This window comes from Dietzia maris (assembly GCF_036287335.1).
GTDB classification, from domain to species: Bacteria; Actinomycetota; Actinomycetes; order Mycobacteriales; family Mycobacteriaceae; genus Dietzia; species Dietzia cinnamea.
This window is the reverse complement of sequence record NZ_CP143053.1, coordinates 1,582,633-1,602,622: the sequence shown is the minus strand read 5'-3', so window position 1 is coordinate 1,602,622 and position 19,990 is coordinate 1,582,633. Positions and strand designations below refer to the sequence as shown.

Here is a 19,990-nt window from a genome sequence, read left to right as displayed (position 1 = left end):
ACAGATCGCTGTTCTTGAAGATGTCGACGCCGATGGCGTGGTCGCACGGCTGAATGGCGATGAAGGCTAGCCGGAGATTGCAGTCTCGATGCTCACACGGGTTAGCCGGAGTGCGGTTCTGCCGGTAGGGGAGAGGACTCCTCCGGATTTGTCTGGACGACGACACGAGCGTCGCGCTGGCTGGTGGCGCTGGAGTTGGGGTCATGACTTCGTCAGAAGCTTTCTTCCGTCTGGTCTCAACTCCCCTGTAGGTGATACGTATCGATACAGGGTCTGACGCGTTATGCCCAGTTCTTCGCATAGCGCTGCGACGTTGGTTTCGGGCTGACCCATGGACGCCATTGCGAGACGAACCTTGGCCGGGGTCATCTTGTACGGGCGACCGCCCTTGCGACCTCGAGCTCGCGCCGACTCCAGCCCGGCTTTAGTGCGCTCCGAGATGAGTTCGCGTTCGAACTCGGCTAGCGCGGCGAAGATGCCGAACACCAGTTTTCCGGATGCGGTGGTGGTGTCGATCGCCGCGCCCTGCCCGGTCAAGACCTTCAGGCCTACGCCTCGCTCGGTCAGATCGTGAACGATGTTGACCAGGTGCCGGAGGTCTCGGCCGAGTCTATCCAGCTTCCACACGATCAAGGTGTCGCCGGATCGGAGAGCTTTCAAGCAGGAGGCCAGCTCTGGCCGATCCTCCTTCTTGCCGGAGGCTTTGTCCTCATACAGGGCATCGGTCTCGACGCCAGCCGAAAGCAACGCATCCCGTTGTAGATCCGTGCTCTGAGAACCGTCGGCTTTCGAGACCCGCATGTACCCGACTAACACTGCCGCCACCTCCGTCACTTATTCGTTCGTTTACATGACACATGGGGCGCGCGAGCCGCTACGGCGAGATTTCGTCACTTAACCCGTCACTCATTCTACGTCGCACAGACGGTATCGGTTCGATCTATTGTGACAAGAAGTCGAGCGAGATTCCGAGCTCCTCGAAGTTCGCGCGGACTCGCTGGTTGTGCGTGGCGGCATCGCCTCGGGGATACATCGTCATCATGGCGAATAGTTGACGGGCGCTGTTGGGGTTCGTTTTCGCATCCTCGATGACAGCCTTCAGTGCGTCAGCGAGATCTTGCCAACGGTCTTCGAGAGATTTGTGTGTCTGTCGAGGCGGACCTGGGGTAATGGAGACGTCGGGTTCGGGGAGAAACAGCGGCGCGGCGTCGCCTCGTCCGGTGAGGTCGCCGCTTTCGAGCAGGTCCATGGCGATGGCTGCTGCCTCGAGGGTGCGCTGCTGTGTCTGCGGGGTCTGTGCTTCGAAGGGACGCCACATCGATTGGCCGGCCCGGACTGGGTGCCCGGCGAGTTGCCACACCTCGCGGCTGATTCGTTGGGCGGTGCCGCAGTCGCCCATGGTGGCTCCGAGTTCATCGACCACGGTGCGTAGTAGCCGGAACCAGATGCCGGCGTGGATGCGGCGGCGTGGGAGACCTACAAACCCGCCCGTGAGTGCCTGCCATGTTCGGGCGTCCATTCGTCGGATCGCGGAGGAGGCCTCCCGCGGTTCGGGCGGGTACCACGGCGGATGCCAGCTGTAGTAGGAGCCGGGCGGACCGTCGTGGTGTTCCAGCCAGCAGCCGTGGACGGGGCAAGAGAGCATCAGGGGTAGCGACCACGTCAGCAGGTAGGGATGCGGTGGTGTCGATTCCAGTACGCACTGTGGGCAGGCCCGGTGGCACCGGTCAGCATTGGTTGGGGTCCAGGCTCGCCATGTCTTGACAGTCCGGCGCCGACGTTTGCCCGCTGGCAAGAGCACTGGGCTGTGTCAAGGATTGTGGACAGGTCCTCGGTGATTTCGGGTGTGTCAGGCCGCCTCGGTTAGGTCCTCGGCGGCGGGATTGTGGGCGTCGGCCCATGCCTGGGCCGGGGTGCGGTAGCCCAGGCTGGAGTGCGGTCTTTGACGGTTGTAGAACACCTCGATGTACTCGGCGACGGCGAACCGTGCTCGGGCGCGGGTATGGAACACCTGCTGGTGGTACATCTCGTTTTTCAGGGTGGCGAAGAACGTCTCCGCCGCGGCGTTGTCCCAGCACACCCCGGTGCGGCCCATCGACTGCACGAACCCGTGCTGGGTGCAGTAGGTGACGAATTCGTCGGAGGTGTACTGAGACCCGTGGTCGGAGTGAAATATTGCCCCTTCGGCGGCTTGGCCCTGCGTACGGGCCATTTCCAGGGCGTCGACGACCAGGCTGGCGCGCATGTGCTCAGCGGTCTGCCATCCGATCACCTTGCGCGTGGCCAGGTCGATCACGGTGGCCAGGTACAGCCACCCCTGGCCGGTGCGTAGGTAGGTGATGTCGCCGACCAGTGCGGTGCCGGGGCGGTGACTGCTCGGGGCGAAGTCGCGGCCCAGCTTGTCGGCGAAGACTTGGGCTTTCTCGTCCGGGACGGTGGTGCGTTTGTAGGCCTTGCGCTGGATCGCCGCCAGGCCGAGCTCGCGCATCAGGTCGGCCACGAGCCCCACCGAGGCCGGGTGCCCCTCGTCATTGAGAATGGCAGCGATGCGCCGGCACCCGGCAGTGCCGCGCTGCTTATGGAAAACGCGCTCGACCTCCATCTTCAGCGCTTCGCGGCGCGCCTGGGTGGCTGTAACCTGCCCGGCGCGGGCGCGCCACGCGTAGAACGACGAGCGGGCCACGCCGAGCTGGGCGCACATCCAGTCGATCGGAAAGTTCGCCTTCTCCGCCTCGATCAGGACTGACTTCTCGTTCAGTCCTGCTCCCGGGCGAAGAAGGCCGCGGCTTTTTTTAGGAACTCATTTTCCATCTTCAGCTTGCGGTTCTGCTCCTCGAGCTCGGCCAGCCTGCCGTGGTCGGCCGGACTCATCGACGTGTCCGGCTCCGGATTGGCCTGCCGGTGCTTCTGAACCCAGTTGCCCAGGGTGCCCGGGTTGATCGCCAACTCCCCGGCCACCTCGGCAATCGAGCGGTCACTCTGCAGGACCAGCTGCACCGCCTCGGTCTTGAACTGCGGACTGAACTTCCGCCTCGAACTCGCTGCCATGATCTCGATCCTCTCGCCTCAAGAGGTTGTCCAAGATCTTTGATACACCCCACACCGCCAGTTGTTGTGTGTAGGTGAGGAACGTGCCGGTGCCGGGTACGAGGTCGTCTAGTAGCCACGGGGTGTATCCGCTGATGCTCATGCCGTGGAGCCGGTCGGTGCCCACTCCGGTCCTGATTGACAGCTGCTCGACAAATCCCGGCGGAGCAGTCATGTCGAGATCGGCATCGCGGTCGACGGAGTGGCCGAGGTCGAATGCGAGCTCATCGACGGTGATCCCGTATCTGTCGGCGATCCGGTGAAGCCATGAGGTGAGGGCTTCACCGGGGATGGGCCGCGGATGGACCGGCCAACGGTGCGTCACATCAGCTCGCGTTCAAACAGTCGTCGCCGCTCGGTTGGTCCGACGTAGTCGGCCATCGTCAGTGTTCGATGATCGATCGTCTCGAGACCGGACTCGACGGCGACAACCGCGGCCATAGTCAGCAGGTGGGCGAGTTCCCCGATCGTGCCCTCACTGCGGGCAAGGAGGTAGCTGGCCATGTCCTCGGTATCGATGATTGACGGTTTGCGCAGCGGGAAGGACGCGGCGAAGCTGGCCAGTAGTGACCTGGCGTGCTCATCTGTTTTCCACAGCGGTAGCACGAAGGGCTCGAAACGGTTCTCCAGCTGATCGTCCGAGCGCACCGCCAGGTACGCCTCGCGGGTCCCGACTCCAACCAGCGGTATGCGCAGTTCGTTGCCCAAGAAGCGCAACAGATTCAGAAACTCTCGGCGGGTGTTGCTGTGGCCAGCGAGCACATTGTGCAGTTCGTCGATGACCAACATCCGCGTACCAACCTCGCGGAGCAGGGACAGTGCGAGGCGTTCGAGCTCGACCACACGGGGCCTCGGCCGCAGCGGCGCACCCAATGCGGCGAGAATGGCGGTGTAGAACCGCAACGGCGACGGATCGGACGGCATCTGCACGCACACCACAGGCACCTGCTCCCGATCCGGCTCGGTCCAGGGCGGGTGCCGACGTCGGAAGCGTTCGATGATCATCGACTTGCCGTTGTTCGTCGGCCCCACCAGCAGCAGGTTAGGCATTCGTTGTTTAGGCGGCCACGCGAACAACGTCTCGAGGCGCTCGACGGCCTGGACAGCTTTCGGATAGCCGATCCACCGGTCTGCCCGGATCCGATGGACCCGCTCGGCGGCAGGAAGCCGCGCCGCCGGCTGTGCCGATGCATGCAGGTGAGACAGATCCGGCACCGGATACTCCTGGTCCGTCACCATTGTTCGATCTCCTCGAATCGGACCGCCGGCTTGGGCTTTGCCTCAGGCTGAGGAGGAACTACAGGTGGCGTCCTTGCCTCCAGCGGAGTCGATTGCGTCGGGGTACCTGCGCGATGGCGTCGCACAGCTTCTCGGCGAGTTCGTTTGGTGGTCTTCTCGGCCGTCTCAGCGATATGCCGCATCTGATCGATCATTCGGAACAACGCTGCTTCATCGACCTGGGCGACCCCACGTTCTCGCAGGCGATCCAGTGCTTGCCGGTGTTCCCACACGCTGACTGCGGGATTGGACATCGTCCGGTACGGGACCTCGACGTACTCGATCCCGTCAGGGTCGAGCACCCAGATCCGGCTGATGTCGCGGGGGTCTCTGCGCAGGATGAACCGGCCGAGATTATCACGGCGGCTGATCCACGGTTTGAGCGCATTGGAGAAGTAGTGCACGTGATCGATGACGAACCCAGTCCGGGTCAACTTCCGCCGGATCACGGGTAGAAAGTCCACCAGAAACGCCGTCGGATTCGAGGTCATCATCGGACGGCCACTCGCGGCGACTCCGTCCGTCCATTGTCCGGCCGGGGTCTGGTGCAGTGTGCTGTGTACCGTGCCGTGATACGTCGCGGCCGCCAACGCCAGCCACGTCTCCAGTTCGGCCATCGTCAGCGCCGCTAGCTTCTCGGAGTCGTACCGGCCACGCTCGACGGGGTTCGAGAACGTAGTTCCCGGAAGCTCGTGGATCTGATGCATGGCCGTGCCGATGATGCGTTCGACGATGCCGCCGTAATGCGGTCGCCCCAGCGGGCGATAGTCCAGTTCAATGCCGTGCTGCTCACAGCCGCGCCGTAGCGCCTCACTCTTGAACTCGGCCGCATTGTCCAGGTACAGCTTCTTGGGCTTGCCGCTCATCGGCCACTGTGCCTCCACTCCGAGAGTCTCTAGTGGGCATCTCCGTTAGTTCGTCGGGGGTCATGCTGCGCGGAGGGTGCCGTCGTTGTTGAGGCGGTCGAGGTGGCGGTTGAGGTCGTCGCGGGTGTACTTCCAGCCGAACGGTTCGGCGCTTCGGTTGTAGCGATCCTGGAACGCGAGGAGGCGTGCGGCGAGATCGTCGAGGTCTGCGAAGTCGCCGGTGGCGATGGCTTTGCGCTGCAGGATCGAGAAGTAGATTTCGACCTGGTTGAGCCACGAGGCGTGCACCGGAAGGTGCACCAGGACCGCGTTGGGAAACGCATGACGCATCCGGTCTTTCGAGGCCTGACCTGCGTGGGATGAGCCGTTGTCGACGACCCAGAACACTCGCTTCGCGGATGCGTATGGCTCTTGGGTCATCACCTGCTCGACCAGTTCGGTGAACGGGGCGATCCCTGTCTTGGGTGCGGTCATCCCCATCACGCGGGCCTGGTGGACGTCGTAGGCGGCGAAGTAGGCCAACGTCCCACCGCGGCGGTACTCGAACTCCACGCGCCGCGGCTGACCGGGCCTGGCGGGAGTCTCGGCGTGACGGCGTTTGAGGGCTTGGAGCTGTGATTTTTCGTCCGCACTGATGACGTACTCATCGTCGCCGAGAGCAACGCCGTTCCAGCGCCGGTGGTACAGGTCCAGCACCCGGGCGGCCTTGACGGCGAAGTCGGGGTCGCGGGGAAAAATCCACGACCGGTGCTGCCACGGCTTGATCGCATCTGCGGCCAGCCAGCGCCCGATCGTCGCCGACGCCACGGGGCGCACCAGCCCTGTGGCCACGGCGTGGGCTCTCAACTCGGCGGCCGACCATCTGGTCAGTGGCAGACCGTGGTCAGCCGGGCGCGTACACGCCAACGCTTTGACCTGGGCGACCTCGACGGGGGTGAACACTCGCGGTCGTCCCGAGCGGGGCCGATCTTTGAGACCCTCCAGGCGCTCGGTGCAGAACCGATGCCGCCACTGGCGCACCGTGTCTTCGCACACCCCGACCTCGCGGGCGATCGCAGCGTTGGCATCACCGGCAGCGGCCGCCAGGACGATCCGGGCTCGCAGTACATCGCGGTGCGCACAACGAGCAGCGTGCGCGCGGCGGGTCAGCACGTCGCGTTCTTTGCCGGACAGGATGACGATAACGGCGCTGGTGGGAGGCATGTTCATTTCTGACGCACCCAGCGGCGCCCGCCAAGCCGCCACGCCGGAACAAGCCGAAAGTCGAGGGCGAGAAACGGCGGCGGCGATGATGGAGACCATGGCCAAGATCCCCGACTCGACACAGACCTCACTGCGACAGAAACTCCTGGCCCGCGCTGCCGAACGGTGGCCCCAGATCCAGGCCCTGCACACCCGCTACCGGGCCGGATTCGCCTACATCGATGCCACCTTGACCGACGGGGACGAAGTCAAGCTCTGCCGACTGCGCTACGCCGGATCAGCCAGCCAGTGGGGTTTTGCGATCTACCGCGCCAGCCACGACGACTACCAGCAAGCCGCCCTGCCAAACGGATGGCCCTCAGGCACTCCCGCAGAAGCCCTCGACACCGCCTGCGGCCTCTATCTCGGCGACCCCACCGCCTGGATCACCGACCCCCGACGAACTAACGGAGATGCCCACTAGCCAGGGGCGTTTATCTCCGGCTGCGTGGGCTAAGCACAATCCGACCGAGACCGCCGACGGCGGTTCCAACGTCACGACCATGCCAACAAGACAGCGGCTGAACACGTCGATCGCGACTGTCAAGTACGGGCGACCAATCGGCTGGCGCTCTCGCTCATCGACCACGATCAGATCGATGACGGTGTGATCGATCTGGACCTGCTCCAAGATTCCGGTGATCAAGGGCACCTGCCCACCCGCCGACTGCAATGAGCGAACGCTCTCGCGGCCCTCGCGTCGCTGGCCCACCTCGACAGGACTCAGGCGGGCAATCCTGGCGGCCACCGTGTTTCGAGCCGGAGCCGGCAAGCCCCGCACAGCACACGCGCGAGTCACCTCGCGATGCACCGAGGCCACGCTTCGCTTCTGCCTCGTCAGGAACCGCTTCCGGACGATCTCGCGAATGACCTGTTCCACCGGCTCCGGCAGCCGCTGACCGCCCTTGCCGCCATCCGAGCGTCTGCTGGCCAGGTCCGTGACCAAACCCGATCCCTGACGGTAGAGCTGCAACAGCACATAGACGCGTCGCCGCGAGATCCCGAGCTCGACAGCAACTCGATCAGCGGCATCCAATCCGACCGGATCGCGCTTGGCCAGCTCGCTGATCAGACGGGTCCGCAACCGGGCCTGCTCCCACGCGACATCAGGCATCGTCAGATGACCCGTCGCCGGAGTGCCTCTGCCGTCGCCGACCATCCCTGTCACCTTCGTGAGAACAGGACTACTGAGCAGAAACGACGCTAGCGCATAGGAGTGTTGACGACCAGAGCTCAGAAGCTGACAGCACTATGCCTGGTGAGATCTATGCTGACGTGCCGCCCACTTCGGAAAATGACAGGGTGGTTGATCGACGATGCCTCTCATGTCCAAGGCTGCGACTCATTGTGAGAACTCGACAACTGGCGGATGTTCGACTCCGGGAAGGTGATACATCGAGGCGCGGTCAGTCCGGGTTACTTTCGGGCCGCCCGCGCCTCAAAGCGGTAGGTCGAACCGATGCTTACTCGCTGTCACTCTCGCGCTGATTCGATGGGGCTCCGAATAGTCCACCGGACCACGAGCCGGTTCGGACTCGTCCCCCAGCTCCCACCACGAAGTCGGCGATCACGACACCCGCGCATAGCGCGACTCTAATTGTCTCTGAGGGTTCCTGGTTGGGGCTGACAAGCACGATCAGCGCGTAGGCGACGAGGCCGACGATGAGGCTAGTGAGAAGTGCGGCGGCGATTCGCATCAGCAGTAGCGGTCCCAGTTGATGTTGTCGCCGGCGATTGCGGCGATCCAGAGGCAGGGGAAAGTGAGCACCCCGGTCAGGGCGCAGTGGAAGCCGGTCACCCAGGTGAATGCTCCGATACCGACGAAGGACTTCCAGCAAGTTGCAGCGGGCTGCAACGGTCCATCCTGCTTGTTCGGCTCGGGGGGAAGTTCGGAGACGAGTCGGTATCCACCGGTCCCGTCAGTGTTGGGGACGAGGTACTTTCCGGCGGTCTTGGTGAGGAAAGTGTCGATCGCGTTCTCGTCCATGAGGGCTGCAAGTCGGTCCAGCTCCCCTTGCGGGTCGACCGAGTACCGATTGAGGAACGTCGTCATCGCGGGGCTCGACGACAGCTTGGAGAGGCGCCGATCATACCCTGCCGGATCTGCCTTTCGGGCCGCCTCGGTGTCGAGGTTGGCGTAAGCGTCCAGGGCGGCCTTCTCGGTCGCGCTGTCGATCGCCGTGGTGGGGTTGGCGGAGTTGCTGCTGAGAGTGTCGAGGCTTCCGGTCTGTGCGGCGGCAGTTGGCGCCAGGAGCGCTGCCATGGTGGCGACAGTCGCCCCTACCACACCGATACGAGCTTTCATGTGTCTTCTCCTGATCGACTAGGAGCATGGGTCAGTAATGGCTCGAAGCGCGCCGAGAGTACGGCGGAGTGCGTGAGAGCGTTGCGCTCGGGCCGGCGTCACTGGCGGACAGGTATTCGGTTTGCGAAGCCGCGGTGATGGCGTTCAGTCCGCGGGTCAGCCTGTAGGTCGCCCGGGCCTGCCAGTTCAGGCGATCTGGAGGCCGCCGAGCCCGGTGGCGCCGATATGACCGTGGAGCTTTCGCAGGTTGTGGCAGGCAGCGAGCAGTAGCCATTCACCGCGGGCGGCGTCCAGACCGCGAATCAGGAGTTGCTTGCCGTTCTGCAGGGTGCTCATCTGTCCGAAGACCGGTTCGACGATCGCTTTGCGCCGGGCGTAGACCGCTCGGCCTTTCTTCGTGGCGAGCTTGCGGGCCATGCGCTGCTTGTCCGTGGCGCTGGCCGGGATCGGTCCCCGGGGGGCGATCGGCGCCGGTTCCCCGCTGCGCTGTCGTCCGGTGGCGATGAAGAACTCGGTGCCCTGCTCGCCGGTGACCTCGGCGGAGGCGGCGAGGTTCGCGGCTGAGCAGTACCCGGCATCGGCGAGCATCTGCTTCGGGGCCTGCCCCGTGTTGCTGATGGCCTGCTCGGTCATGGGGATGAGGTTGCCGACGTCGGCGGCACAGTCGTTGACCTCGGCCGCCACGATGATCTGATGGGCGGCATCGACCACGGCCTGGCCGTTGTAGCACTGAGCGAACGACCCGTCCCCGGTGAGCATGATCTTCGACTCCGGGTCGGTGAAGTTGCGCTGGGCCTTCGGCCTGGGCGTGGCGCGCTCGGCGGCCTCAGCGGCCTTCTGCGCGACGGTGTCTTCGTCTTCGCCCTTACCGCGGGCCTTAGCCTCGAGATTTCATGGTGGCGGCCTCGGTAGTGCGTGTCGGGCATAAAGAAAGGTGCTCTGAGCTGGAATAATGCGGGGTGTTGAAGCTCGCAAAGTATCCAGTCAAGGAGCACCTTTCTGGTGAAGAACTCTACCCTCTCGCCCATCCGCCTGGAGGTTGACCACGCCGGGAAGGGGGTCGTCTCCCACGCCGGGATTGTGCTTCCCGCCCGGGTCGCCGAAACATCAGGCCTGGTGGAAGGCCTATCGCAGGCGTTGGCGCCATGGCGGGCGCCGACCGCGGTGTTCGACCCCGGCCACATGCTGACGCAGTTGGCACTGGCGGTCGCCGCCGGCGGAGATCATCTGGTCGATATCCGCGAACTCGCCGGTGCCGACACCATCGTCGGCCCCGTGCCTTCCCCTGCCACGATCTCCCGCCTGCTGGCCGTGCTCGCTGACGATGTCGACCGCGTCGAATCAGTCGTCCAGCAGGCAATATCTCGTGCACGGGAGCACGTGTGGAACCGGGCAGAGAACAGGCCGTCGCTGCGGGCACCGAGCGCGGAGAACCCGGTCATCATCGACATCGACGCCACCTTGATCACCGCGCACTCGGACAAGGAACACGCTGCCCCGACCTATAAGAAGGGCTACGGTCACCACCCACTGCTGGCGTACTGCGACCACGGGCCCGGCGGGGGCGGAGAACCAGTGGCCGCGCTGCTGCGGCCGGGCAACGCCGGCGCGAACACCGCCGCCGACCACAAGAAACTCCTGGCCACGGCGCTGAAGTCGATCCCGGGTATCAACACCCCCCGGCCCGGGAAACGAGTACTGGTCCGCACTGACGGAGCCGGCGCATCGCATAAGTTCCTCGAGCACCTGCACCGCAAGCGGGTCCAGTACTCCATCGGATTTGCCCTCACCCCGGCCTTGGCCGCCCTGGTCGACGATATGCCGGACCAGGCGTGGCAGTCCGCACTGACCTCAGACGGCGACACCCGCGAGGGCGCCGAAGTCGTCGAACTGACCGGTGTGGCCGATTTGAGCCACTGGCCTGCCGGAATGCGGCTGATAGTCCGAGCAGAACGACCCCATCCGGGCGCTCAACTGCGATTCACCGACGCCTCCGGACGCCGCCTGACAGCGTTCGTCACTAACACCCGCCGCGGCCACATCCAGACACTTGAGCTCCGCCACCGCCAACGGGCCCGATGCGAGGATCGCATCCGCACCGCCAAGGACACCGGCCTGGCCAAACTTCCCCTGCAGACCACCGCGCAGAACCGGATCTGGATCCTCATCTGCCAACTCGCACAGCTTCTCCTGGCCTGGTCCCAGCTCATCGCCCTCGACGCCACCCCAGCCGCGACCTGGGAACCCAAACGCCTGCGCCTGCGGCTTCTCTCCGTGGCCGCGAGTCTGGCCCGCCACGCCCGAAAAACCCGCCTCCACCTCGACGAAACCGCACCATGGGGCCACCTGATCACCCGCGGCCTCGCCCGACTCGAAGACCCTGGCTAGCACCCCGGCAAGACCCTGCAGGCCCTCGACAGACGTAGCAAAACGCGGGAGACGTGGAACCCCGACGCCCACCCGGGCGACACCGGCCGAACAATCACGCCCACACACCGAAAATCGGGCAGAATCACGAGTTGACGGCGCCTTCACTCCGCTCAACTGCCGGATGAAAAATCGAGGTTAGCCTCAGCCTTCTCCGCCGCATCGGCGGCGGCGTCGGCTTCCAGAGCAGCTTTGGCCTGGCGCAGCTTGACCAGGCGAGACTCTCGGCGGGCCAGCTCATCGGGCAGCTCGTCCCCGCGCCGGTTCTTGCCGAACTTGGCGTCCTCGGCCTTGTCGATGGCCTCGGCGGCGGCCAGCAGATCGGAGACCTCCTGGGCCAGTACCTTCTCCTTGTCCGTCAGCCGCGCGTACGACATGGCCTTGCGTTTGGAGGCGTTCGCCCGCAGCTTCGTCCCATCCAGCGCGACCTGTCCAAGCGTGACCATCCCGGCGGCCTGGCACAACGCCAACGCCTGCAAGAACAGGTTGCCCAGCGCGGCCAGGTGCCTCTTGCGAAACCTGGCGATCGCGCGGTAGTCCGGGGCCGCCCCGGCCGCCAACCACCGGAAAGCGACGATGTCGGTGCAGGCCTTCTCGATCCCGCGGGAGGAGCGCACCCCCGTGGTGTAGCCGAAGATCAGCAACCGCACCATCAACCGCGGATCGTACGGCGGGGCCCCGCGCCCCTCCTGGTAGGAGACGTAGATCCGCGATAAATCCAGGTGCTCATCGACCAGATCCGCCACGAACCGTGCCAGATGATCGGCCGGAAGCCAGTCATCCAGCGACGGCGGCAGCAACAACCCCTGGCCCGGGTCGAACGCCCGAAATGTCTTGCCTGCGCCCACCGGCTCGACCTCGCCCTGCCGGTCAGCCCGCTCGACGCGGAACTCCTCGGCGGCGAACAACCCTTCCTCGCCCATGACGACAATTATCCCGCCGAACCCGCCCCATCAGCGGTGGGGTGTATCAAAGATCTTGGACAACCTCTTGAGGCGAGAGGATCGAGATCATGGCAGCGAGTTCGAGGCGGAAGTTCAGTCCGCAGTTCAAGACCGAGGCGGTGCAGCTGGTCCTGCAGAGTGACCGCTCGATTGCCGAGGTGGCCGGGGAGTTGGCGATCAACCCGGGCACCCTGGGCAACTGGGTTCAGAAGCACCGGCAGGCCAATCCGGAGCCGGACACGTCGATGAGTCCGGCCGACCACGGCAGGCTGGCCGAGCTCGAGGAGCAGAACCGCAAGCTGAAGATGGAAAATGAGTTCCTAAAAAAGCCGCGGCCTTCTTCGCCCGGGAGCAGGACTGAACGAGAAGTCAGTCCTGATCGAGGCGGAGAAGGCGAACTTTCCGATCGACTGGATGTGCGCCCAGCTCGGCGTGGCCCGCTCGTCGTTCTACGCGTGGCGCGCCCGCGCCGGGCAGGTTACAGCCACCCAGGCGCGCCGCGAAGCGCTGAAGATGGAGGTCGAGCGCGTTTTCCATAAGCAGCGCGGCACTGCCGGGTGCCGGCGCATCGCTGCCATTCTCAATGACGAGGGGCACCCGGCCTCGGTGGGGCTCGTGGCCGACCTGATGCGCGAGCTCGGCCTGGCGGCGATCCAGCGCAAGGCCTACAAACGCACCACCGTCCCGGACGAGAAAGCCCAAGTCTTCGCCGACAAGCTGGGCCGCGACTTCGCCCCGAGCAGTCACCGCCCCGGCACCGCACTGGTCGGCGACATCACCTACCTACGCACCGGCCAGGGGTGGCTGTACCTGGCCACCGTGATCGACCTGGCCACGCGCAAGGTGATCGGATGGCAGACCGCTGAGCACATGCGCGCCAGCCTGGTCGTCGACGCCCTGGAAATGGCCCGTACGCAGGGCCAAGCCGCCGAAGGGGCAATATTTCACTCCGACCACGGGTCTCAGTACACCTCCGACGAATTCGTCACCTACTGCACCCAGCACGGGTTCGTGCAGTCGATGGGCCGCACCGGGGTGTGCTGGGACAACGCCGCGGCGGAGACGTTCTTCGCCACCCTGAAAAACGAGATGTACCACCAGCAGGTGTTCCATACCCGCGCCCGAGCACGGTTCGCCGTCGCCGAGTACATCGAGGTGTTCTACAACCGTCAAAGACCGCACTCCAGCCTGGGCTACCGCACCCCGGCCCAGGCATGGGCCGACGCCCACAATCCCGCCGCCGAGGACCTAACCCCGGTGATTCACGGGGATCTGCGGATCGCTGGGTGAAAATAGACCGAAGTGCTTCCTGAACAGGGGAAACTGGGACTTGTCTAGAGCTCCAGGTTCTCAAGCAGAAAGCACTCGGTAGGTGAAGCGTACTTCGTGGTCGTCTGGTCTGTCGTTCTCCGTCGAGGATGTCGGGGTGATTGCTCATGCCGGGGTCATCGCGCCACGTCTTCTGGCTGATCGCGTCGGCCTGACCGCCGAGCTGTCGGGGGCCATGGCGCAGCGCCGATCCATCCCGATCCATGACCGTGGACGGGTGTTGACCGATGTCGCGGTGATGCTCACCGGTGGCGGCACGTCCATTGCCGATATCCGCGTCCTGCGCCACCAATCCACGGTCCTGGGTCCGGTCGCCTCCTCTCCGACGGTGTGGCGCACGCTGGATGAGGTCACCGCTGGTAAACGCAAGAAGATCCAGGTCGCGCGTGCCCGCACGCGGCGGCATGTGTGGTCCCAGCTGCCTGGCGGGGTGCCGGCCTCTAAGTGCGCGGGCCGGGATCTGGGGGACACGGTCGTGCTTGATGTGGATGCCACCATCGTGGTCACCCACAGCGAGAAAGAACAGAGCGCGCCAACCTATAAGCGCACCTTCGGCTACCACCCGATCGGCGTGTGGTGCGACAACACAGAAGAGTTCCTCGCTGCGAGCTTGCGCCCGGGCAACGCGGGGTCGAACACCGCGGCCGACCACATCGACGTCCTCGGGCAAGCCATCGCCCAGATTCCCGCCGCCCATCGGCGTGATCTGCTGATCCGATCCGACGGCGCCGGCGCCTCCCATGACCTGTTGGAGTGGATCTCCGAGCAGAATCGGATCCGTGGTCGGCGGGTGGAGTACTCGGTCGGCTTTTCGATCACCGCCGGAATCCGCCGGGCCATCGCGATCGCCCCCGACACCGCGTGGGGGCCAGCGGTGAATCAAGGCGGCGACCTGAGGCCGGGCGCGGAGATCGCCGAGCTGACTGGACTGCTGCCGCCCAGGATGCTCGCCAAGTGGCCCGACGGGATGCGGGTCATCGTCCGCCGTGAGCGGCCCCACCCCGGCGCCCAGTTGTCGATGTTCGAGGAACTCGACGGGTGGCGCTACCAGGCGTTCGTCACCAACACCGCCACCGGTCAACTGCAGTTCCTCGAGGCCAGGCATCGGGCGCATGCCCGGGTGGAGGACCGGATCCGCCACGCCAAAGACACCGGCCTGGGCCGTCTGCCCTCGCGAGAGTTCGCTCTCAACCAGGCATGGCTGGTGGCGGTGATGATCGCCGCCGACCTCGTCGCCTGGACCCGGATGCTGGCCTGCACCGGCGCCGCCGCCATCCTCGCAGCGTGCGAGCCCAAAGCGATGCGCTACCGCTTCCTCCACGTCGCCGCCCTACTGACCCGCAGCAGCCGACGTAGACGGGTCAAAATCCCCGAAACCTGGCCCTGGGCCACCGCCATCGAAGCGGTGTTCCACAAGATCGCCGCGATCCCCAAACCGGCCTGACCCCGCCTGCCCACCCTTGAGAGCACCACCCGGAGACCCGCCCACCGGCAGCGCCAGCCGGCGCCCAAACACGTCTACACGACCCGCCGGGCACAACATCCGTAGAGAACCGACTCCATCACGCCCCATGAATCAGCGGGGCTAACCGAGGCGGCCTGACACACCCGAAATCACCGAGGACCTGTCCACAATCCTTGACACAGCCCAGCGGACCTGAACTGGCGTGTTACTGACCCACGCCCCTAGGTGGCGGAGGGGTGAGCACAACAGCAAAGATACTGATGCTCACATTGCGGACGCTAACACCGTCAGTGGGTGCGCACAGCAAACAATGGGAAAAAAGACCTCACATCAGCAGGGGCACTTCGGTGTTGATGACCCACCAGCCAGGTTGATGAATCGCTGCAATGGGCCTGTGGAGGGCCGGTCGCTCGAAAAGCTGGGCAGTCCGTCCCGGTTTCGACTGCCGGGGACGTTGACTCACGTCTGAAATGGTGGCACTACGTCAGCGTTCGATCACGGCCACTGCCTGCCGCGGCTACCGGCGATCGCCTCTCATTCGGTCTGCTTCCACATCCAAGGTGATGAGAGACCACGTGCGGACCGTGCAAACTATTGCGCCGCAATGCTGTGTGCTTTACCGTGACGCCATGTCACAGAACGAAGCCGTGCACAGAACCCATGCTGTTCTTTCTCCGGAGCAAGTTGAGCTACTCAGGCAGCACGGAATGCCGCCGGCAGAGCCTCACCGATCAACACAGCTCCGACGTCAGGCAAAGCAGGGGCGACCGTTTCCGGTGATCTCGCGTTCTGGCCGTACGTACAAGGACCCCGACGGGCGGCCGTACGGAGAAGTCGACCAGCGCCAACAGGAGCAGGCGGACGCCGGGTACTGGAAAGTTGGCGCGGCGGTTCGTGCGGCGTTGGAGCCCATGACGATTGCGGTGGGCGGGACCGTGAAGCGCATCCGCGAGGTCACCGCGTGGACCTATCACGCCGACAGTGGCAAATGGGTGGCAACGTTCGGCCAGACCTTCGATACGCCCGAAGACAATCCGCGGATCGACGCCCTCTACCCGGACTATCCGTACCGAATCGGGGACGACTGTCCGACCCGGCGCGGAGCAGCGTATCGGCCTGAAACCTACTAGGGCGTGTTGGGCTGTGTCAAGGATTGTGGACAGGTCCTCGGTGATTTCTGGTGTGTCAGGCCGCCTCGGGTAGGTCCTCGGCGGTGGTCTGGTGCGCGTCGGCCCATGCGCGGGCCGGAGTGCGGTAGCCGAGGCTGGAATGCGGTCTACGACGGTTGTAGAACACCTCGATGTACTCCGCCACGGCGAACCGTGCCCGGGCTCGGGTGTGGAACACCTGCTGGTGGTACATCTCGTTCTTCAAGGTGGCGAAGAACGTCTCGGCGGCGGCGTTGTCCCAGCACACCCCGGTCCGCCCCATCGACTGCACGAACCCGTGCTCGGTGCAGTAGCTGACGAACTCATCGGAGGTGTACTGCGACCCATGGTCCGAGTGAAATATCGCTCCTTCGACGGCTTGTCCCTGCGTACGCGCCATTTCCAGGGCGTCGACCACCAGGCTGGCACGCATGTGCTCGGCGGTCTGCCACCCGAGCACCTTGCGGGTGGCCAGGTCGATCACCGTGGCCAGGTACAACCACCCCTGACCAGTGCGTAGGTAGGTGATGTCGCCGACTAGTGGGCATCTCCGTTAGTTCGTCGGGGGTCGGTGATCCAGGCGGTGGGGTCGCCGAGATAGAGGCCGCAGGCGGTGTCGAGGGCTTCTGCGGGAGTGCCTGAGGGCCATCCGTTTGGCAGGGCGGCTTGCTGGTAGTCGTCGTGGCTGGCGCGGTAGATCGCAAAACCCCACTGGCTGGCTGATCCGGCGTAGCGCAGTCGGCAGAGCTTGACTTCGTCCCCGTCGGTCAAGGTGGCATCGATGTAGGCGAATCCGGCCCGGTAGCGGGTGTGCAGGGCCTGGATCTGGGGCCACCGTTCGGCAGCGCGGGCCAGGAGTTTCTGTCGCAGTGAGGTCTGTGTCGAGTCGGGGATCTTGGCCATGGTCTCCATCATCGCCGCCGCCGTTTCTCGCCCTCGACTTTCGGCTTGTTCCGGCGTGGCGGCTTGGCGGGCGCCGCTGGGTGCGTCAGAAATGAACATGCCTCCCACCAGCGCCGTTATCGTCATCCTGTCCGGCAAAGAACGCGACGTGCTGACCCGCCGCGCGCACGCTGCTCGTTGTGCGCACCGCGATGTACTGCGAGCCCGGATCGTCCTGGCGGCCGCTGCCGGTGATGCCAACGCTGCGATCGCCCGCGAGGTCGGGGTGTGCGAAGACACGGTGCGCCAGTGGCGGCATCGGTTCTGCACCGAGCGCCTGGAGGGTCTCAAAGATCGGCCCCGCTCGGGACGACCGCGAGTGTTCACCCCCGTCGAGGTCGCCCAGGTCAAAGCGTTGGCGTGTACGCGCCCGGCTGACCACGGTCTGCCACTGACCAGATGGTCGGCCGCCGAGTTGAGAGCCCACGCCGTGGCCACAGGGCTGGTGCGCCCCGTGGCGTCGGCGACGATCGGGCGCTGGCTGGCCGCAGATGCGATCAAGCCGTGGCAGCACCGGTCGTGGATTTTTCCCCGCGACCCCGACTTCGCCGTCAAGGCCGCCCGGGTGCTGGACCTGTACCACCGGCGCTGGAACGGCGTTGCTCTCGGCGACGATGAGTACGTCATCAGTGCGGACGAAAAATCACAGCTCCAAGCCCTCAAACGCCGTCACGCCGAGACTCCCGCCAGGCCCGGTCAGCCGCGGCGCGTGGAGTTCGAGTACCGCCGCGGTGGGACGTTGGCCTACTTCGCCGCCTACGACGTCCACCAGGCCCGCGTGATGGGGATGACCGCACCCAAGACAGGGATCGCCCCGTTCACCGAACTGGTCGAGCAGGTGATGACCCAAGAGCCATACGCATCCGCGAAGCGAGTGTTCTGGGTCGTCGACAACGGCTCATCCCACGCAGGTCAGGCCTCGAAAGACCGGATGCGTCATGCGTTTCCCAACGCGGTCCTGGTGCACCTTCCGGTGCACGCCTCGTGGCTCAACCAGGTCGAAATCTACTTCTCGATCCTGCAGCGCAAAGCCATCGCCACCGGCGACTTCGCAGACCTCGACGATCTCGCCGCACGCCTCCTCGCGTTCCAGGATCGCTACAACCGAAGCGCCGAACCGTTCGGCTGGAAGTACACCCGCGACGACCTCAACCGCCACCTCGACCGCCTCAACAACGACGGCACCCTCCGCGCAGCATGACCCCCGACGAACTAACGGAGATGCCCACTAGCGCGGTGCCGGCGCGGTGACTTGCGGGGGCGAAGTCGCGGCCCAGCTTGTCGGTGAAGACCTGGGCGTTCTCATCGCTGATGGTGGTGCGTTTGTAGGCCTTGCGCTGGATAGCCGCCAGTCCGAGCTCACGCATCAGGTCCGCGATCAGCCCGACCGAGGCCGGGTGCCCCTCGTCATTGAGGATCGCGGCGATGCGCCGGCATCCGGCCGTGCCGCGTTGCTCGTCGAAGATGCGCTGGATCTCGACCTTGAGTGCCTCGCGGCGGGCCTGGGTGGCGGTGACCTGCCCAGCGCGGGCACGCCAGGCGTAGAACGACGAACGGGGCACGCCGAGCTGCGCGCACATCCAGTCGATCGGGAAGTTCGCCTTCTCCGCCTCGATCAGGGCTGATTTCTCGCTCAGTCCTGCTCCCGGGCGAAGAAGGCCGCGGCTTTTTTTAGGAACTCATTTTCCATCTTCAACCGGCGGTTTTGCTCTTCCAGCTCCGCCAACCGACCGTGGTCTGCCGGGCTCATATCCGGAACTGGATCCGGGTTGGCCTGCCGGTGCTTATTGACCCAGTTGCCCAGGGTCCCGGGGTTGATCGCCAGCTCCCCGGCAACCTCGGCGATCGAGCGGTCACTCTGCAGGACCAGCTGCACCGCCTCGGCCTTGAACTGCGGACTGAACCTCCGCCTCGAACTCGTTGCCATGTTCTTAATCCTCTCCCATCAAGAGGCCTGTCTAAGAACCTTGGTACACCCCAGTGTCTACTAATTGGCGTAGCCAGGTCAGGATTGCGCAGAGCGTGACGGCGGCGCGGTAGGTGATCGCGAGTTTGTCGTATCGGGTGGCCAGAGCTCGCCACTGCTTGGCCAGCGCGAAGGATCGCTCGACGACGTTGCGGTCTTTGTAGAGGTCGGCGTTGAGTTTCGGAGGCCGGCCACCGCGGGAGCCTCGGCGTTTGCGGGAGGCGATGGTGTCGCTCTTCTCGGGGATGGCCGCGGTGATTCCACGGGCGCGGAGCTGGCGGCGGATCGTGCCGGACGAGTACGCCTTGTCGGCGATCACCGCGTCGGGACGGGTGCGAGGCCTGCCCCGGCCAGGGCGCGGGACGTGGATGTCGGCCAAGACCTGTTCGAGCATCGCGCCGTCGTGTCGTTGGCCGCCGGTGACCACACTCGCCAGCGGCCGGCCGCGACCGTCGACGGCGCTGTGAATCTTGGTGGTCAGCCCGCCGCGGGAGCGGCCAATGCCGTGACCTGCAGGTTCACAGTCCAGGAAGGGGCGGTTCTTGTGATTCGATCGTGCCCCCTGTGTCCTGATCAGGGCGCGTTGTGTTTGTGCCGTGCTGGTGGGCTCGGCAGATGGTGGCATCTACCGAGACGTTCCAGTCGATCTTTCCGGCCGCATCGGCCTCGGCAAGGATGGCCTGCAAGACTCGGTCCCACGTGCCGTCTCGGGCGTAGCGGGCGTGACGCTTCCAGACCGTCTGCCAGGCCCCGAACTCCTCCCGCGGCAGGTCCCGCCAGGGAATTCCTGCTCGGTAGCGGTAGATGATGCCCTCGACGACCTTGCGATTGTCGCGGAACGGATGCCCCTGCCGTCCTTCGTTCGAGGGCAGCAGGGGCTCGATCCGTGCCCACTGCTCATCGGTGAACTGGCGAAAACGTGACTTCGTCTGTCCCATCCGGCCACGGTCTCGCGAGTCAACACTCAACTATGGGAGACACGCCCTAGGCT

Annotated in this window: 20 protein-coding genes and 2 pseudogenes; 6 read left to right on the top strand and 16 right to left on the bottom strand. The window is 65.1% G+C overall.

Annotation, left to right across the window (positions count from 1 at the left end):
- Positions 1-201 precede the first annotated feature (201 nt).
- From VYL96_RS07340 to VYL96_RS07310, 7 genes are all read right to left on the bottom strand, one after another.
- Positions 202-801 carry a recombinase family protein gene (locus VYL96_RS07340; RefSeq protein ID WP_456237603.1) on the bottom strand — a complete coding sequence of 200 codons (600 nt, stop codon included), beginning with the start codon at positions 799-801 and terminating at the stop codon, positions 202-204.
- Between the two features lie 139 nt (positions 802-940).
- Positions 941-1,423, bottom strand: coding sequence for a hypothetical protein (locus VYL96_RS07335; RefSeq protein WP_243699845.1), 483 nt, complete (start codon positions 1,421-1,423; stop codon positions 941-943).
- A gap of 426 nt (positions 1,424-1,849) precedes the next feature.
- Positions 1,850-3,048, bottom strand: a protein-coding gene (locus VYL96_RS07330; RefSeq protein ID WP_141764068.1) for an IS3 family transposase whose coding sequence is annotated in 2 segments (ribosomal slippage) — positions 1,850-2,793 and positions 2,793-3,048 — 1,200 coding nt in all. Because the reading frame shifts where the segments join, the coding sequence is not laid out codon by codon here.
- Positions 2,975-3,412: a TniQ family protein gene (locus tag VYL96_RS07325; RefSeq protein ID WP_131886700.1), complete on the bottom strand. Its 438-nt coding sequence runs from the start codon at positions 3,410-3,412 to the stop codon at positions 2,975-2,977. The genes VYL96_RS07330 and VYL96_RS07325 overlap by 74 nt, the downstream gene beginning before the upstream one ends.
- Positions 3,409-4,326 (bottom strand): TniB family NTP-binding protein, encoded by a 918-nt coding sequence (locus VYL96_RS07320; protein ID WP_131886699.1) that lies wholly within the window; start codon positions 4,324-4,326, stop codon positions 3,409-3,411. The genes VYL96_RS07325 and VYL96_RS07320 overlap by 4 nt, the downstream gene beginning before the upstream one ends.
- Positions 4,320-5,231 (bottom strand): TnsB C-terminal domain-containing protein, encoded by a 912-nt coding sequence (locus VYL96_RS07315; protein WP_207913616.1) that lies wholly within the window; start codon positions 5,229-5,231, stop codon positions 4,320-4,322. Before VYL96_RS07315 ends, VYL96_RS07320 begins: the two co-directional genes overlap by 7 nt.
- Positions 5,232-5,291: 60 nt before the next feature.
- Positions 5,292-6,434 carry an IS630 family transposase gene (locus tag VYL96_RS07310; RefSeq protein ID WP_329439817.1) on the bottom strand — a complete coding sequence of 381 codons (1,143 nt, stop codon included), beginning with the start codon at positions 6,432-6,434 and terminating at the stop codon, positions 5,292-5,294.
- On the opposite strand from VYL96_RS07310, the gene VYL96_RS07305 reads away from it, so the two are divergent.
- The gene (locus VYL96_RS07305) at positions 6,433-6,897 is read left to right on the top strand and encodes a hypothetical protein (RefSeq protein ID WP_254425955.1); all 465 of its coding nucleotides are present in this window, start codon (positions 6,433-6,435) and stop codon (positions 6,895-6,897) included. The two genes, VYL96_RS07310 and VYL96_RS07305, sit on opposite strands and share 2 nt — an antisense overlap.
- Here VYL96_RS07305 and VYL96_RS07300 read toward each other — a convergent pair.
- From VYL96_RS07300 to VYL96_RS07290, 3 genes are all read right to left on the bottom strand, one after another.
- Positions 6,793-7,632: a TnsB C-terminal domain-containing protein gene (locus VYL96_RS07300; RefSeq protein WP_329439824.1), complete on the bottom strand. Its 840-nt coding sequence runs from the start codon at positions 7,630-7,632 to the stop codon at positions 6,793-6,795. The genes VYL96_RS07305 and VYL96_RS07300 overlap by 105 nt on opposite strands.
- A 537-nt stretch (positions 7,633-8,169) precedes the next feature.
- Entirely contained in the window at positions 8,170-8,736 is a 567-nt protein-coding gene (locus tag VYL96_RS07295) for a hypothetical protein (protein ID WP_061917924.1), read from the bottom strand.
- 228 nt (positions 8,737-8,964) lie between these two features.
- Positions 8,965-9,537: a transposase gene (locus VYL96_RS07290; RefSeq protein ID WP_329439821.1), complete on the bottom strand. Its 573-nt coding sequence runs from the start codon at positions 9,535-9,537 to the stop codon at positions 8,965-8,967.
- Between the two features lie 243 nt (positions 9,538-9,780).
- Between VYL96_RS07290 and VYL96_RS07285 the strand changes: the two genes are divergently transcribed.
- Complete coding sequence (locus VYL96_RS07285) at positions 9,781-11,166, top strand: IS1380 family transposase (protein ID WP_407935065.1); 1,386 nt, start codon at positions 9,781-9,783, stop codon at positions 11,164-11,166.
- Between the two features lie 182 nt (positions 11,167-11,348).
- Here VYL96_RS07285 and VYL96_RS07280 read toward each other — a convergent pair.
- Positions 11,349-12,053, bottom strand: a pseudogene (locus VYL96_RS07280) (transposase); the annotation flags it as partial.
- Positions 12,054-12,217: 164 nt separating this feature from the next.
- Between VYL96_RS07280 and VYL96_RS07275 the strand changes: the two are divergent.
- From VYL96_RS07275 to VYL96_RS07265, 3 genes are all read left to right on the top strand, one after another.
- A protein-coding gene (locus VYL96_RS07275; protein ID WP_329439819.1) for an IS3 family transposase occupies positions 12,218-13,439 on the top strand; the annotation gives its coding sequence in 2 pieces (ribosomal slippage) (positions 12,218-12,474 and positions 12,473-13,439; 1,224 coding nt in all).
- Between the two features lie 82 nt (positions 13,440-13,521).
- Positions 13,522-14,922, top strand: a complete 1,401-nt coding sequence (locus VYL96_RS07270) for an IS1380 family transposase (protein WP_329439075.1) — start codon at positions 13,522-13,524, stop codon at positions 14,920-14,922.
- A 650-nt stretch (positions 14,923-15,572) separates the two neighbouring features.
- A complete protein-coding gene (locus VYL96_RS07265) occupies positions 15,573-16,073 on the top strand; it encodes a hypothetical protein (protein WP_153038723.1) in 501 nt (166 codons plus the stop codon).
- 55 nt (positions 16,074-16,128) lie between these two features.
- On the opposite strand, the pseudogene VYL96_RS07260 reads toward VYL96_RS07265, so the two are convergent.
- Both VYL96_RS07260 and VYL96_RS07255 read right to left on the bottom strand, forming a co-directional pair.
- A pseudogene (locus VYL96_RS07260) lies at positions 16,129-16,629 on the bottom strand (IS3 family transposase); the annotation flags it as partial.
- Complete coding sequence (locus VYL96_RS07255; protein ID WP_254425955.1) at positions 16,629-17,093, bottom strand: hypothetical protein; 465 nt, start codon at positions 17,091-17,093, stop codon at positions 16,629-16,631. The gene VYL96_RS07255 and the pseudogene VYL96_RS07260, both read right to left, overlap by 1 nt.
- Here VYL96_RS07255 and VYL96_RS07250 point away from each other — a divergent pair.
- Complete coding sequence (locus VYL96_RS07250) at positions 17,092-18,234, top strand: IS630 family transposase (RefSeq protein WP_329439817.1); 1,143 nt, start codon at positions 17,092-17,094, stop codon at positions 18,232-18,234. The genes VYL96_RS07255 and VYL96_RS07250 overlap by 2 nt on opposite strands.
- Here VYL96_RS07250 and VYL96_RS07245 read toward each other — a convergent pair.
- From VYL96_RS07245 to VYL96_RS07235, 3 genes are all read right to left on the bottom strand, one after another.
- A complete protein-coding gene (locus tag VYL96_RS07245; RefSeq protein ID WP_329439814.1) occupies positions 18,203-18,613 on the bottom strand; it encodes an IS3 family transposase in 411 nt (136 codons plus the stop codon). The two genes, VYL96_RS07250 and VYL96_RS07245, sit on opposite strands and share 32 nt — an antisense overlap.
- A gap of 53 nt (positions 18,614-18,666) precedes the next feature.
- The gene (locus VYL96_RS07240) at positions 18,667-18,960 is read right to left on the bottom strand and encodes a transposase (protein WP_329439811.1); all 294 of its coding nucleotides are present in this window, start codon (positions 18,958-18,960) and stop codon (positions 18,667-18,669) included.
- A 31-nt stretch (positions 18,961-18,991) separates the two neighbouring features.
- A protein-coding gene (locus tag VYL96_RS07235) for an IS5 family transposase (protein ID WP_407935074.1) occupies positions 18,992-19,937 on the bottom strand; the annotation gives its coding sequence in 2 pieces (ribosomal slippage) (positions 18,992-19,552 and positions 19,554-19,937; 945 coding nt in all).
- Positions 19,938-19,990: the final 53 nt, after the last annotated feature.